Source organism: Bacteroides mucinivorans, assembly GCF_034654355.2.
GTDB classification, from domain to species: domain Bacteria; phylum Bacteroidota; class Bacteroidia; order Bacteroidales; family Bacteroidaceae; genus Bacteroides; species Bacteroides nordii.
The window spans coordinates 1,679,350-1,695,758 of record NZ_CP178179.1; the positions used below are offsets into that span (position 1 = coordinate 1,679,350).

General features: G+C 43.2%; 10 protein-coding genes. 8 read left to right on the top strand and 2 right to left on the bottom strand.

Features of this window, described 5'->3' with window-relative positions; translation table 11 throughout:
* Nucleotides 1–215: 215 nt before the first annotated feature.
* Nucleotides 216–3,920: a phosphoribosylformylglycinamidine synthase gene (purL, locus tag VCM39_RS05820; protein WP_289293178.1), complete on the bottom strand. Its 3,705-nt coding sequence runs from the start codon at nt 3,918–3,920 to the stop codon at nt 216–218.
* A 541-nt stretch (nt 3,921–4,461) separates the two neighbouring features.
* Here purL and VCM39_RS05825 point away from each other — a divergent pair.
* The 8 genes from VCM39_RS05825 (at nt 4,462) to VCM39_RS05860 (ending at nt 13,112) form a co-directional block, all read left to right on the top strand.
* Nucleotides 4,462–5,115, top strand: a complete 654-nt coding sequence (locus VCM39_RS05825; RefSeq protein WP_221649857.1) for a LysE family translocator — start codon at nt 4,462–4,464, stop codon at nt 5,113–5,115.
* A gap of 25 nt (nt 5,116–5,140) precedes the next feature.
* The gene (locus VCM39_RS05830) at nt 5,141–5,680 is read left to right on the top strand and encodes a DUF4924 family protein (RefSeq protein WP_289293181.1); all 540 of its coding nucleotides are present in this window, start codon (nt 5,141–5,143) and stop codon (nt 5,678–5,680) included.
* A 95-nt stretch (nt 5,681–5,775) separates the two neighbouring features.
* Nucleotides 5,776–6,630, top strand: coding sequence for a dTDP-4-dehydrorhamnose reductase (gene rfbD, locus VCM39_RS05835; RefSeq protein WP_322933303.1), 855 nt, complete (start codon nt 5,776–5,778; stop codon nt 6,628–6,630).
* 8 nt (nt 6,631–6,638) lie between these two features.
* Nucleotides 6,639–8,213, top strand: coding sequence for a peptide chain release factor 3 (locus VCM39_RS05840; RefSeq protein WP_221649854.1), 1,575 nt, complete (start codon nt 6,639–6,641; stop codon nt 8,211–8,213).
* A 372-nt stretch (nt 8,214–8,585) separates the two neighbouring features.
* Nucleotides 8,586–8,846 carry an OadG family protein gene (locus VCM39_RS05845; protein WP_221649853.1) on the top strand — a complete coding sequence of 87 codons (261 nt, stop codon included), beginning with the start codon at nt 8,586–8,588 and terminating at the stop codon, nt 8,844–8,846.
* A 113-nt stretch (nt 8,847–8,959) separates the two neighbouring features.
* Nucleotides 8,960–10,786 carry a biotin/lipoyl-containing protein gene (locus VCM39_RS05850; RefSeq protein WP_221649852.1) on the top strand — a complete coding sequence of 609 codons (1,827 nt, stop codon included), beginning with the start codon at nt 8,960–8,962 and terminating at the stop codon, nt 10,784–10,786.
* Complete coding sequence (locus VCM39_RS05855) at nt 10,786–12,021, top strand: sodium ion-translocating decarboxylase subunit beta (protein WP_221649851.1); 1,236 nt, start codon at nt 10,786–10,788, stop codon at nt 12,019–12,021. The genes VCM39_RS05850 and VCM39_RS05855 overlap by 1 nt, the downstream gene beginning before the upstream one ends.
* A gap of 362 nt (nt 12,022–12,383) precedes the next feature.
* Nucleotides 12,384–13,112 (top strand): nitroreductase family protein, encoded by a 729-nt coding sequence (locus VCM39_RS05860; RefSeq protein WP_322933304.1) that lies wholly within the window; start codon nt 12,384–12,386, stop codon nt 13,110–13,112.
* A gap of 154 nt (nt 13,113–13,266) precedes the next feature.
* Here the strand turns inward: VCM39_RS05860 and VCM39_RS05865 are convergent, their stop codons facing one another.
* A complete protein-coding gene (locus VCM39_RS05865) occupies nt 13,267–16,398 on the bottom strand; it encodes a DUF5074 domain-containing protein (protein WP_322933305.1) in 3,132 nt (1,043 codons plus the stop codon).
* Nucleotides 16,399–16,409: the final 11 nt, after the last annotated feature.

Genomic DNA, 16,409 nt, shown 5'->3' on the forward strand with positions numbered 1-16,409 from the left:
ATTTCTGATATAACAAAATATTTCCGTAAGATAGCGATTCGCTTTGCGTTGTCTGCTTGTTTAATGTATTCAAACGTTGCATAATGTGAATGTATCGATACCTCTGTTCTGATATTAGAAAGAAACAATACTGATTTTTCCCGTTATTAAGAAAACAAAAAGGCTGTCACTTTTGTAAGATAACAGCCTTTGATATATAAATGTAATATAAAAGTTTATTTCATATTCTTTTCTATCCATTTGCGTGCATTGACAAATGCTTCGATCCATGGTGTTATCTGGTCGCTGTTTACACGATCTGCCGGGTAATAGGCATTCTGCCAGGGGAAGATAGAACGTTCCAAATGAGGCATCATTGCCAAGTGGCGTCCGTCTTCGCTTGCCAGTCCGGCTATTGAGTAATCTGAACCATTCGGGTTACCCGGATATTCATCATAAGAATATTTTGCAACTACGTTATATTTGTCTTCTTCATATGGCAGAGAGAATTTTCCTTCTCCGTGAGCTACCCAGATACCCAGTTTGCTACCACTTAGTGAACCGAACATAACACTGCGGTTGGTTGGGATAGTCAAACCTATGAAAGTAGATTCGAACTTATGAGAATCGTTGTGAAGCATCTTGCCTTGCTTTTTGTGCTCCGGATTGATAAGTCCCAATTCCATCATCAGCTGACAACCGTTACAGATACCTAATGACAGGGTGTCTTTGCGAGCATAGAATTTATCGAGCGCCTCTTTGGCTTTCGGGTTAAACAGGAAGCCTCCTGCCCAGCCTTTGGCAGAACCCAATACATCCGAGTTCGAGAAGCCGCCACAGTAAACAATCATGTTTACATCTTCCAGTGTCTCGCGTCCGCTGATAAGGTCGGTCATTGTAACATCTTTCACGTCGAAGCCTGCCAGATAGAGTGAATAAGCCATTTCACGCTCACCGTTTGTACCTTTCTCACGAATGATGGCAGCACGGATACCGCTTGGTGTACGACGGTCCGGAGTGATGCCGTATTGTGACAATTTTCCTTTGAATCCCGGCATGAATGCGAACTCCAACGGCTGCATCTTGTAATTTTCAAAACGTTTCTTGGCGCAACCGTTCATAGATTGTTTACGATCCAACAGATAAGAAGAAGCATACCATACGTCGCGCATATAGTCGATACCGAATTGGTAAGTGGCATCTCCTTTAGATACCAGGATGTGACGTTCGTCAGTTGGTTTTCCTAATTTGATATAGCCTACACCTGCATCTTCGAGAATCTTTTTCACTTCATCCTTGTGCTTATCGGCAATTTGGATAACGATACCCGGATTTTCCGCAAAAAGAATTTTCACTATATCGGTCTCTTTTATCTTGTCGAGGTTAATTTCAAGACCACCTTCTACGTTGGCAAAGCACATTTCGAGCAAGGTAGTGATAAGACCACCGGCAGAGATATCATGTCCTGCAAGGATTAGACCTTTGTTCACAAGTTCCTGTACAGCCATGAATGCATCGCGGAAGTATTCGGCATCTTGTACGCAAGGTACTTCGTCACCTACTTTGCCAAGCGACTGTGCAAAGGCCGATCCGCCCAGTTTTAGTGTGTCAAAGCTGAAGTCAATATGATAAAGTGTTGTTTTTTCATTGTTTACCAGTACCGGAGAAACCACCTTCTTTACGTCAGACACTTCACCACCGGCAGAAACAATCACTGTGCCCGGAGAAATTACTTTCTCGCCATTGGGGTATTTTTGTGTCATAGACAGAGAATCTTTTCCGGTAGGAACATTGATTTGCAGCGCACAGCAGAAATCGCTCAATGCTTTTACGGCTGTGTACAAACGGGCATCTTCGCCTTCCTGAGAACGACACGGCCACATCCAGTTGGCTGACAGAGAGATACTGTCCATACCTTCTGCCATAGGTGCCCATACCAGATTGGTCAATGCTTCGCTGACGGATAGGATAGAACCTGCCGCTGGATCGGCGAGTGCAGCCTGAGGGGCATGTCCGATAGAGGTAGCGATACCTTTCTCGCCACGGTAGTCCAGTGCTACGACACCGCAGTCGCTCAATGGCAACTGAATTTCTCCCTGGCATTGCTGGCGAGCTACTTTACCTGTTACCGAACGGTCCACTTTGTTCGTCAACCAGTCTTTGCAAGCCACTGCTTCCAGTTGCAATACGTTTGTGAGGTATTCGTGTAGTTTGGAGAGTTCGTATTGCGGCATTTCATAATGACGCTCTACAGTCTTATCTATCATGTATGTTTTGGGTGACGAACCGAACATCTGTTCTACAGCCAGATCGAACGGGCGTACGCCGTCGGCCTGTTGGAAAGCAAAACGGTGGTCACCGGTTGTTTCACCTACCACATACATCGGAGCACGTTCACGTTCGGCAATCTTGCGCACATGTTCTATGGCTTCTTCTTTGATGAGAAGGCCCATACGCTCTTGTGATTCATTGGCTATGATTTCTTTTGCTGACAGGGTTTTGTCGCCAATTGGCAATTTACTCATGTCTATTAGTCCGCCACATTCCTCAACAAGTTCCGAGAGGCAATTGACGTGACCGGCCGAACCGTGGTCATGGATAGAAACCACCGGATTTTCATCTTCTTCACAGAGGGCACGTACTACATTATTGGCACGTTTCTGCATTTCGGCATTGGCACGTTGTACGGCATTCAGCTCGATACCGCTACTATAACGGCCTGTATCAACAGATGATACGGAACCGCCACCGAGTCCGATACGGTAGTTGTCACCACCGATGACAACTACTTTATTACCGGCTTCGGGTTTTCCTTTCAGGCAGTCGCGTTGCGTGCCATAACCCACACCACCGGCAAGCATGATTACTTTGTCATAGCCATATACCTCGTTGTTCTCTTTATGCTCGAAAGTCAGTACTGAACCACAAATCAGCGGTTGGCCGAACTTATTACCAAAGTCACTTGCACCATTGGAGGCTTTGATCAGAATCTGCTCCGGAGTCTGATACAGCCATTGGCGTACGGGCAGTATATCTTCCCAGCTACGTTCTTCATCCGTACGGGGATAAGAAGTCATGTAAACAGCTGTTCCGGCAATCGGCAATGAACCTTTACCACCACCCATACGGTCGCGTATTTCACCACCCGTACCGGTAGATGCACCATTGAACGGTTCTACTGTAGTAGGGAAATTGTGTGTTTCTGCTTTCAGTGAGATCACACTTTTAATGTCTTTTATTTGGAAGAAGTCAGGTTTGGAGTGGTCTGCCGGAGCAAACTGTTCTACTACCGGTCCTTCTGCGAATGCTACGTTGTCTTTGTAGGCTGAAATAATTTTGTTGGGATTTTCCTGTGTGGTTTTCTTGATCATCTGGAAGAGCGATGATTCCTGCTCTATACCGTCAATGATGAATGTTCCACCGAATATTTTATGACGGCAATGTTCTGAGTTGATCTGTGCGAAACCAAAAACTTCTGAGTCGGTGAGTTTACGTCCCAGATCATTTTCTACCTTTTTCAGGTAGTCCATTTCTTCTTTGGAGAGGGCAAGGCCTTCTTTTTCGTTGAACGTTTCCAGGTCCTCAATGTGAATAATTGGTTCCGGCTGGCGGTTGGTAATAAACACATCCTGATCCAGTCCCTTGTACATGCGTTGCAGCATTGGGTCACGATCTGCGTTTTCATCTTTCACAGGGAAGTACTCTTCGATACGGCTGATACCTTCAAGTCCCATGTTCTGGGTGATTTCTACAGCATTTGTACTCCAGGGGGTGATCATTTCGCGGCGTGGTCCTACGAAACAACCTTTCAGGTTTTCTTCACTTTCCGCTTTGGCTTCTCCAAATAGCCAGCAGAGTTTCTTACTATCGTCCGGGGTGAGCGGTTGGTTGCTCTCTACGGCAATCACACTCTTGGAAGGGGTTCTGAAAAAAAGAATCATGTTTTATATTTACGATTTAACGATTTACGATTTAACGATTGAAACTTCTTCGGGATATGAAGATAAGTCTCGTTTTCTTTACGGTGCAAAGATAAACAAATTCATCGGTATCCCGAAGTTATGAGCTGTTTTTTCATACAACCGGGAAGTGGATAGAGCGTAACCGGGAATTGGATCGGATGTAACCGGTAACCGTATGAAATGTAACCGGCATTTTTCTTTCTTTAGTAGTAGGTTTATAGCAGCATTATTGCACGCTAAAAGTGACTCTTATTCATGGACCTCTCACGGTGATGTTGTAAATGCCGTAAAAAAGTGTTTCCCGGTTCAGGTCATTTCCGGACGGATTCGTTTAGCTCAAATGTGACTGTAGAGGGGGTTTGTGTTATCGGATTGTGTTCCGTACAGCTCATGGTATTTTTGTTTCTTTAGGTGGTTTAGCTATAAATCTGTTGCCCGTAACAACTTTTCTCGCACAAACTCAGTCGAAAAAACGTTAATAACCTATGTCCGTCTCATAAAAAAGTGCGATATTTGCGACATGAATCAGATAGAAACAATTCTCGATATATTGATAAAGGGCTTTGCTATCGGCGTTATTGTCTCCGCTCCGTTGGGGCCGGTCGGAGTCCTTTGCATTCAGCGCACTTTAAATAAAGGGCGTTGGTATGGATTCGTGACCGGATTGGGAGCCTCTTTGAGCGATATTGCATATGCCCTGCTGACAGGCTATGGAATGAGTTTTATCTTCGACTATATTGATAAAAATATTTTCTATCTGCAATTATTAGGAAGCCTTATGCTGCTTCTTTTTGGTATTTATACATTTCGTAGTAATCCGGTAAAATCCATTCGTCCGGCATCTACCAACAAAGGTTCTTATTTTCATAATTTTGTCACGGCTTTTGCCGTCACACTTTCTAATCCGCTCATTATATTCCTGTTTATTGGTCTTTTTGCCCGTTTTGCTTTTCTGCAGCCGGGCGTATTACTCTTTGAAACAATCACCGGATATCTGGCTATCGCTGTCGGTGCATTAGCCTGGTGGTTTGGAATTACTTTTTTCGTCAATAAAGTGCGTAAAAAGTTCAACCTGCGCGGTATTTGGATTCTGAACCGTGTCATAGGTAGTATTGTTATGCTGGTATCCATAGTGGGATTGATCTATACCCTGCTTGGAGAGTCAATTTATTGAAATTAAGAAGGGAGACATTGAAGAGATGAAAATAGCACAACAACTAAAAGAGAAGAATATTGCCGAATACCTTATATATATGTGGCAAGTAGAGGATCTGATTCGTGCCAATGGGTGTGATCTCGATCAGGTAGAACAAAACATCATTGCCCGTTATCCGGAAGAAGACCGTCCGGCATTGCGTGAGTGGTATGGTAATCTCATTACCATGATGCGCGAGGAAAATGTCCGCGAGAAAGGCCACTTGCAAATTAATAAGAATGTTATCATTAACCTGACGGATTTACATAACGTACTGCTTGCTTCTCCGAAATTTCCGTTTTATAATGCTGCTTACTTCAAAGCATTGCCTTTTATAGTAGAATTGCGTAGTAAGAGCGGTAAAAAGGAAGAACCTGAATTGGAAACTTGTTTTGAGGCATTGTATGGTGTAATGTTATTACGTTTGCAGAAAAAAGAGGTGAGTGAAGGTACTACAAAGGCGATAGAGTCTATCAGTAGTTTCCTCTCGATGTTGGCAAACTACTATGATAAAGAGAAAAAAGGAGAATTGGAATTAGAATAAATAATGCGCCAATATAAATAATGTTCCAATTGGTTGCGCTATAACGATGCGCTGTATGATAATTGGCGTATTAGCACATTGAAAAATTATTGATTATGAATATACTGATAACCGGAGCTAACGGACAGTTAGGTAACGAGATGAAGGTACTTTCTGCAGAAAATGCACAACACACTTATTTCTTTACGGATGTACAGGAACTCGATATCTGTAATGAAGAAGCAGTTGAAGCTTTTGTTGCAGAGAATGAAATCGAATTGATTGTGAATTGTGCTGCTTATACTGCGGTGGATAATGCGGAAGACAATCGTGAGCTATGTGATAAGCTGAACCATATCGCACCGGGATATCTTGCCCGTGCTGCCCAGCACCGGGGTGCGGCTATCATACAGGTGTCTACTGATTACGTTTTTGACGGAACAGCTCATATTCCTTATACAGAAGAAGAACCAACTTGTCCGGCTTCTGTATATGGCTCTACCAAACTGGCAGGTGAGCAGGCGGTGATGGAAGGTTGTGAAAAGGCTGTCATTATCCGTACGGCATGGCTCTACTCCATTTATGGTAATAACTTTGTGAAGACAATGATACGTCTGGGACGCGAGCGTGAAGCATTGGGGGTGATTTTTGACCAAGTGGGAACACCTACCTATGCCAATGATCTGGCACGGGCCATTTATGCTGTTATTAATAAAGGTATAGTGCGTGGTGTTTATCATTTTAGTGACGAAGGAGTGTGCTCCTGGTATGATTTTACAAAAACAATTCATCGTCTGGCAGGTATCACTACTTGCAAGGTACATCCATTGCATACGGCAGACTATCCTACGAAGGCGGCCCGCCCACACTATTCGGTGCTTGACAAAACGAAGATTAAAACCACTTTTGATATTGAAATCCCTCATTGGGAAGAGAGCCTTGCGCGTTGCATGGCATTATTGAATGATTAATTTATTGTATGGCAGATAATTCAGAAATACAGAGAAGGCGTACATTCGCCATTATTGCACATCCGGATGCCGGTAAAACTTCATTGACTGAAAAGTTATTGCTTTTTGGTGGACAGATACAGGTGGCAGGTGCCGTAAAGAGTAATAAAATAAAAAAAACGGCTACATCGGACTGGATGGAGATTGAAAAACAGCGTGGTATTTCAGTAACTACCTCCGTGATGGAGTTCGATTACCGCGATTATAAAATTAACATTCTCGATACTCCGGGCCATCAGGACTTTGCCGAAGATACATATCGTACACTGACCGCTGTGGATAGCGTTATCATTGTAGTAGACGGTGCGAAGGGGGTGGAAACACAAACCCGTAAGTTGATGGAGGTGTGTCGTATGCGTAAGACACCTGTTATCATCTTTGTTAATAAGATGGACCGCGAGGGTAAAGATCCGTTTGACCTGCTGGACGAACTGGAAGAAGAACTGATGATTCAGGTTCGCCCGTTGTCATGGCCTATTGAACAGGGGGCCCGTTTCAAAGGTGTATATAATATATATGAGAATAAGTTAGATCTCTATCAGCCCTCTAAGCAGGTGGTGACAGAGAAAATTGCAGTGGATATCAATAGTGAAGAACTGGACAACCAGATTGGTGCTACACTGGCAGACAAACTGCGTGGTGATCTGGAACTGATTGAAGGTGTTTATCCTGAATTTGACAATGAGACTTATCTGGCAGGAGATTGTGCACCTGTATTCTTTGGTTCGGCATTGAATAACTTTGGTGTGCAGGAACTACTCAACTGCTTTGTAGAGATAGCTCCCAGTCCTCGTCCTGTCCAGGCAGAAGAACGTGAGGTGGAACCTGATGAACCGAAATTTACCGGATTTGTCTTTAAAATTACTGCTAATATTGACCCGAACCATCGTTCGTGTATTGCTTTCTGTAAAATCTGTTCGGGTAAGTTCACGCGTAATGCTCCTTATCTGCATGTGCGTCATGGAAAAACGATGCGTTTTTCGTCGCCTACACAGTTTATGGCCCAGCGCAAGACTACGATTGATGAGGCATATGCAGGTGACATCATTGGTTTGCCGGATAATGGTACCTTTAAAATCGGTGATACGCTGACAGAAGGTGAGTTATTGCATTTCCGTGGTTTGCCGAGTTTCTCGCCCGAAATGTTCAAGTATATTGAGAATGCTGATCCTATGAAGCAGAAACAGCTTGCTAAAGGAGTTGATCAGTTGATGGACGAAGGTGTGGCACAGTTGTTTGTCAACCAGTTTAATGGTCGGAAGATTATTGGTACGGTAGGTCAACTTCAGTTTGAGGTGATCCAGTATCGTTTGCTGAATGAATATAATGCTTCTTGTCGTTGGGAACCGATAAGCCTCTACAAAGCGTGCTGGATTGAAAGTGATGATGCTGAAGAGCTGGAAGCATTCAAGAAACGTAAATATCAGTTCATGGCAAAAGACCGTGAGGGTAGGGACGTATTTCTGGCAGACTCCAACTATGTATTGCAAATGGCACAGATGGACTTTAAGAAGATAAAGTTCCACTTTACGAGCGAGTTCTGAGTTCAGAGTTCACCACAGAGTGACATAGAGTTTCACAGAGTACTATTTTTCTAGTTGAAACGCGGATTAACGCAGATTAACGCAAAAACACAGGTGCAAAAGAAAGAACATCAGCACTTTAATCTGTGCTAATTCGCGTTAATCTGCGTTTTATCCGGATAATAAAACTCCGTGAAACTCTGTGTCACTCTGTGGTGAGCAGAACCGTAAACTGTCATAGTCCACTATTGCAAGCCTTATTATTCTTTGTTTTTCCTCCTCTGATCTTCCGATTTAGCTTTTTTTATTCTTTCCTGCCTTTATTTTTTCTTCTTTTATTGGTAATTTCGAGCGATTTTTTGAAGACCGATCAAACAACTAATAACTTATTATATGGAAAACTTAGAGACAGCGTTTCTGCTGATGGTAGTTGGTATGGCTACCGTGTTCGTCATTTTACTTATCGTTATTTATCTTGGTAAATTACTGATCTCACTCGTCAATAAATATGCTCCCGAAGAGGTAGTGCCTGTCAAACAGACTTCTTCGCAAGGTCCTGCACCTGTTCCTGGGAATATCCTGGCTGCAATTACTGCGGCTGTTAATGTAGTAACTCAGGGGAAGGGTAAAGTGACAAAGGTAGAGAAATTATAAATAATAGATTAATGTGCCAATTTGCCAATGTACCGATTGGCTGCGCTTATGAGGGTTGTAATATACCGGCACGTTATTTAATTGACAAATTATCAAGACACAACTAAAAGAATATGAAAAGAGAAATCAAGTTTAGTCTGGTTTTCAGAGATATGTGGCAGAGTGCCGGAAAATATGTACCTCGTGTAGACCAGCTTGTTAAAGTAGCTCCTGCTATTATTGAAATGGGATGTTTTGCCCGTGTTGAAACCAATGGTGGCGGTTTTGAGCAAGTGAATCTGTTGTTTGGTGAGAACCCCAACCGTGCTGTCCGCGAATGGACTAAACCTTTCCATGAAGCCGGTATTCAAACCCATATGCTTGATCGTGCCCTGAACGGACTCCGTATGAGCCCTGTTCCTGCCGATGTGCGCAAACTCTTCTATAAAGTAAAGAAAGCTCAGGGAACAGATATCACCCGTACTTTCTGCGGATTGAATGATGTTCGTAATATTGCTCCTTCAATCACCTATGCCCATGATGCGGGGATGATTTCGCAATGTTCACTTTGTATAACTCATTCGCCCCTCCATACTGTAGAGTACTATACTAATATGGCTTTGGAACTGATAAAACTGGGGGCAGATGAGATCTGTATCAAAGATATGGCAGGTATCGGACGCCCTGTTTCCCTGGGAAAGATTGTAGCCAATATAAAAGCTGCACATCCTGATATTCCTGTGCAGTATCATAGTCATGCAGGACCTGGTTTTAATATGGCAAGCATTCTTGAAGTTTGCGAGGCGGGTTGCGATTATATTGATGTGGGTATGGAACCACTCTCCTGGGGTACTGGTCATGCCGATTTGCTTAGTGTGCAGGCTATGCTGAAGGATGCCGGTTTCAAGGTACCTGAAATAAATATGGAGGCGTACATGAAAGTACGTGGCATGATTCAGGAATTTATGGATGATTTTCTTGGACTTTACATCAGTCCGAAGAATCGTCTGATGAATTCCCTGCTTATTGCTCCGGGGCTTCCGGGTGGTATGATGGGGAGCCTTATGGCCGATCTCGAAACCAATCTGGAATCCATCAATAAATATAAAGCTAAACACAATCTGCCTTTCATGACGCAGGATCAGTTACTGATTAAGCTCTTCAACGAAGTGGCTTATGTATGGCCGCGTGTCGGTTATCCTCCTTTAGTGACCCCGTTCAGCCAATATGTTAAGAATTTAGCTATGATGAATGTGATAGCTATGGAGAAAGGCAAAGAGCGCTGGGGTATGATTGCTGATGACATTTGGGATATGATACTTGGTAAGGCAGGACGTTTGCCTGGTAAATTGGCTCCCGAGATTATAGAGAAAGCCGAGCGTGAAGGTCGTAAATTCTTTGAAGGTGATCCGCAGGATAATTATCCGGACGACCTTGATAAGTATCGCAAGTTGATGAAAGAGAATAAATGGGAAACAGGTGAAGATGACGAAGAACTCTTTGAATACGCCATGCACCCTGCACAGTACGAGGCTTATAAGAGTGGCAAAGCGAAAGAAGATTTCCTTGCTGATGTGGCCAAACGCCGTGCAGAACGAGATAAATCGCCTCAGGAAGATGCGAAACCCAAAACACTTACTGTGCAGGTAGACGGACAGGCTTATCGCGTTACTGTGGCTTATGGTGATGCCGAACTTCCTGCTGCTCCTGCTGCTGCCCCGGTAGGTGAGGGTAAAGATGTACTTTCTCCGTTGGAAGGTAAATTCTTCCTTGTAAAGAATGCACAGGAGACAGCATTGAAAGTTGGGGATACCGTAAAAGAAGGAGATGTACTCTGCTATGTGGAAGCTATGAAGACGTATAATGCCATTCGTGCCGAGTTTGGTGGTACAGTGACGGCTATTTGCAGTAATCCGGGAGATACAGTTTCTGAAGATGACATATTAATGAAGATAGGATAATGAACGAGATATTTGAAAACTTATACGATATGACTGCTTTCAGCAATATCATTGCCGAACCGCAGTTTCTGATAATGTATGCTATCGCTTTCGTTCTGCTCTATCTGGGTATCAAGAAACAATACGAACCGTTGCTATTGATACCTATTGCTTTTGGCGTGCTGCTTGCCAACTTCCCAGGAGGTGATATGGGGGTTATTCAGGCCGATGAGAACGGTATGGTGATGGTGAATGGTGTGATGAAGAGCATTTGGGAAATGCCTTTGCATGACATTGCCCATGAGTTAGGACTCATGAACTTCATCTATTATATGTTGATAAAGACGGGATTCCTGCCACCTATTATATTTATGGGAGTGGGTGCGTTGACTGACTTCGGACCAATGTTGCGTAATCTGCATCTTTCTATATTCGGGGCAGCTGCCCAGTTGGGTATCTTTACCGTGTTGCTGGTAGCTATCCTGATCGGTTTTACTCCCCAGGAAGCAGCTTCATTGGGTATCATTGGAGGAGCTGATGGTCCTACGGCTATCTTTACCACTATTAAACTGGCTCCTCATTTGCTGGGACCGATTGCTATTGCCGCTTACTCTTATATGGCACTGGTTCCGGTGATTATTCCGATGGTAGTCCGTTTGCTCTGTACTAAAAAAGAGCTGAGTATCAATATGAAAGAACAGGAGAAGAAATATCCTTCAAAGACGGAAATCAAAAATCTGCGTGTATTGAAAATTATCTTCCCGATTGCGGTGACTACTGTTGTTGCTCTCTTTGTGCCGAGTGCTGTGCCGTTGATTGGTATGTTGATGTTTGGTAACCTTGTGAAGGAAATAGGCAGCAACACCTTCCGTCTGTTTGATGCCGCTTCCAACAGTATTATGAATGCTGCAACTATTTTCCTGGGGCTTTCCGTAGGTGCTACCATGACTGCTGAGGCTTTCCTCAACTGGACTACTATCGGTATTGTAGTCGGCGGGTTCCTTGCTTTTGCCCTGAGTATTACCGGAGGTATCTTCCTCGTGAAACTATTCAACCTCTTCTCTAAGAAAAAGATTAACCCGTTGATCGGTGCCACGGGATTGAGTGCTGTGCCTATGGCAAGTCGCGTAGCAAATGAAATTGCCTTGAAGTACGATTCAAAGAATCATGTGTTGCAGTATTGCATGGCAAGTAATATCTCCGGGGTTATCGGTTCAGCCGTAGCTGCGGGAGTATTGATTTCATTCCTTGCCTGATTGGCATACCTCTGTGTGAGGTTCATGAATTAGTTTAAGAATGCCTCCCTAAAGTTTAGACAAGACTTTAGGGAGGCATTTCTGAAATCAGCAGAGAGCTTTACTCTTTTCATGTCTGTTTCAATGTAATAGAATTTATGTTAATAATCTGGCCGACTGCAATACAGTTAGCTTGCAATTATGTTATTAATGTGGGTCAGTTGTTGGATATTTGATAAATAATGAGCTAATTGGTACATTATTTGTGATCGTTTCAGAATGATTACTTATCAACATGAAACGGGATATTATGTATCTGATACTGTCAGTAATAGTTGTTATGTAACAATTGAGTGAAACTAATTTAATAAATAGAGTATAAAATGAATTTAGAAGAGGTCTTGAACTTCCGTCGTTCCGTACGAGTGTTTGATAAAGAAAAACCAGTAAAACCGGAAACGGTGAAATACTGTCTGGAATTAGCAACTTTAGCTCCCAATAGCTCGAATATGCAATTGTGGGAGTTCTACCAAATAACGAACCCCGAATTGTTGGCGGAGATTTCAAAAGCCTGTCTTGGGCAGTCAGCTACTGCTACGGCTTCAGAAATAGTTGTTTTCGTTACACGTCAGGATCTGTATAAGAAGCGTGCAAAGTCCGTTCTTGAATTTGAAAAAGGAAATATCATGCGAAATAGTCCGAAAGAACGTCAGGAGAAACGTATCAAAGACCGGGAATTATATTATGGGAAACTAATGCCTTTCATTTACGCCCGTTTTTTTGGAATCTTAGGCTTTTTGAGGGTAATACTGGCTAAGAGTATCAGCTTATTCCGCCCGATGATGCGGGAAGTTTCTGAAAGTGATATGCGTGTGGTCGTTCATAAATCCTGTGCACTTGCTGCACAAACATTTATGATTGCTATGGCAAATGAAGGATATGATACTTGTCCTTTGGAAGGCTTTGATAGCAAACGAATCAAGAAGTTACTGAAACTACCTCATGGTGCCGGAATAAACATGGTAATTCCTTGTGGAATACGAAATGGAAATAAAGGAATCTGGGGAGAACGGGGGAGAGTACCGTTCAATGAAATCTATCACAGAATGTAGTTATATACCTTTTTCATCCGATGCCTGAAGCCTCAGAAAAAATGGATTCAACAGGATAACAAAAAGAGAAGCTGCTAACAAATGAAGCAGCTTCTCTTTATTCTATTGGGTAGATAAGGAAGCGAAACCTCCTTTCTACTTTATTCCGGAACTTTTATTCAACAATGATTTTTGCGGAGACAGTTTGTTTGCCTGTATGTCCGTTCAGCAGATAGATTCCACGGGCAACATTTGTCGGAGCGTTGTAGCGATCGCTGTTTACTTCGTAACTACCGATTGCCTGTCCGTTACTGTTGTACATGATAAATCTGTATCCTTCGTATCCGTAAATGCTGAGCATGTTGTCTTTGCAGTAAATTGTTTTTCCGGTTTCCACATCGTTAATGCCGGTACCACCGGATACTACTACATGAATATTCTTTTCTACAACTACGCCATTGGACTCAATTGCGAGTGTAATGGTTGTCTCACCGATAGCTTTTGGAATTACAGTCAGTGTATTACCTTCTAATGTTGCAGTAGCAATACTTTCATTGCTCACACTTTTTAATGTTTTACTGATATTGTACGTTAGGTTGTCCTTATCGGTCACTTTGTCCGTCAGATCAATAACAGTAGGTGCGCTACTTGTGGTAAATGATAATGTACTTTCTACGCCATTTACTTCCGGTGCATATTTGTCCGGGAAGATAGGCATGGCCTGGAACCAATAGTATTGTTTCAGTTTGATAGTCTTTTTCAACTCTCCGGTTGTACCGTTCACAATGTGAATCCAGTTGTGTTCGTAATCCGTTCCGGCTCCTTTTTGTGTTGTCATTACGATTAATTCATCCGTACGGTCGTCATAGCGGGGTGTTCCATAAGAGGTCTGAAGTTTTCCTTCTGTTGCTCCCGGTAGTTCGGCTACACTGAAGAACGGCTTGATAGTACTGATATCCGTACCTATCTCGTAACGATAATATCCGGCTCCTCCATACATGACGCTACTGCCTCCTGACCAATAAAGTATATTTTTCGTGCGGCTTGCACAGAATGGAGTAGGTCTCCATGCTCCCCATGAGCAGCTGATTTCTGCGCCTGTCGGTAATTGCAGGGTTTCTTCTATTGTCAGAGTTTCCGGATTCAGACGTTCCAATGTATTGGTTGATCCCAGCCATACACTACCGTCGGCACCTTGTGTAATGCCTTGTATCTTGCTGTTTTCAATGCATTTTACCAGCTTGTCGGTTTCTGTATCAATAATGTTTGTACCTTTACTTTGCTGGATGGCAAATACATATTTGCCGGCTTTTACCATATCTCCGGTCTGTCCGTTGTATAAGCTTGCACCTTGTGTTCCTTCAATGATATCACCTACTTTGAGGTTTTTAACATCAAATACAACTACACCGGCAGTAGTACTGATATAGACTTTATCAGGGTTTACGCCTACTATGGCACGTCCGTCACCGCCTCCGATAACATCGAATCCGGCAATTTTCTTTAATGTCTTGGCATTCATCACTACCAATCGGCCACCACCGGGGGTACTGTCTCCTCCGTCTTTGGGTTGTTTAGAGATAACAAAGAACTTATCAGCATAAATCATACCGTAGCAAGAAGTGGCACCAAAGGCTTCTCCCGGATTCTCCCGGTCGTATACACGATACATCAGTTCCTTATCTTCGGTAAGGAAATTCATATCACCGTTTTCGTGTCCGAACCAGGCTTCATTCAGGATAAATGTACCATCCTGATATCCGGCATAAGGAGAGTGGTCACGTTCTTTCACAATTAGTTTTACGGTAGTGCTTGCTCCTTTTCCGTCTTTGGCGGTTACAGTCATGGTAGTTTCTCCTACCTTTTTCGCAATGATATTAGCCTGATAGAAACTGGCGATGTCAGGATCTGCAATCTGGTAAGTAACATCGGTATAGTCAGCATCGGCAGGGGTGATAACAGGAACCGGGCAATAGATGTCTTTGAATTCTATTTCAATCACTTTGTTTTCACCACCAAGTTCAATCTTCTCTACTGCTTTCTGGCATTTTACGGTCAGCTTAAATGAAGCTGTTACATTTTCATCGTATATACTGGTAGCAGTGATGATTGTCTCCCCTTCGGTAGCAGTAGTCGTGATTTTTCCGGCTGTGCTGACGGATGCCACTTCTTTATTGCTGCTGGTGTAAGTGAGAGCGGTGTAAGTCGCATTGGAAGGAGTAAGAGTCAATGGGTTTTCCACCGTTTGCTTGATTCCTGACTCCATTTCTGCCTGTTGGAATGCAATTTTTGTGATAGGCTTTTCGGGTGCTGTTACTGTAATCTTGCAGGTGTTAGATTGAAAATAGTTTGCACTGTTTCCTATCTTTGTTCTAAAGTAAACATAGGCATCTCCGGTTTTATTTCCGGCAAAAGTGACTGCACCATTGAAAGCATCTTTAGTACTGCGTATCGTTTTGATAAGGGTATTATCTTTTTGAGACTCTTTATCCTGGATGGTCCACAGCATGGTACCGGCTGTTTCACCATTACAGCCCAGAATAGTAGGCAGTACACCACCGTCTGAAATAGGAAGCGTAATCTCATCCGGAAGATAGATACCTGTTTCCGGAGTGGGAACATAGAAGTAATAGTTTATTTCGGCTGCTTCACCCGAACCGGAGAAAGAAGAAAATGACCATAAGTCGAGAGAGCCATCGGTCAATATACGGCTGGAGGCTCCTACACTGCTATAATCCGGCTCTTCTGTAAGATTACCGGCTGTATAGTAGCTCCAATATCCACTATACCATCCTGAGGCCCAGTGGTCGGTAGCATCTATGGCGGTATAGTCGTCAAAGTCATATGCTGAGGTGTGTACTAACCCCTCTTCATCTGTTTTTTTCTCTTCATCACCTTTTTTCAAGCCAATGTTTCTATTGCCATTCAGGTCGAATCCAAATCCACCTATGGCAGATCCGTATTGTGTATCACCGTAAACCAGCATATAGAAACGTGGGTCGGCTTTGGCTATAGCTCTCAGCATAGCGTCACCGGTAGCTTTTGCGGCATCTTCCCATTTGTATCCCCAAACAAGGTTTTCGGCACCTCTACCGTCGTTCCATCGTATCACGAGTACGGAGGTTTTGCTTCCTTCGCCTACATAATACTTGATTTTTGAAGCATCGATTGAGATACCGGTACTTTTCAGTGCTTTCGGGAGAGTCGAAACTTGCCGGGGTACTCCCTGCACGAACATAGTTTGTTGTGCCTGCAACCCAATGCAGACAAAGCACATTAATCCTAATAGCGATAATAGTTTTCTCATAATTGTTTTGA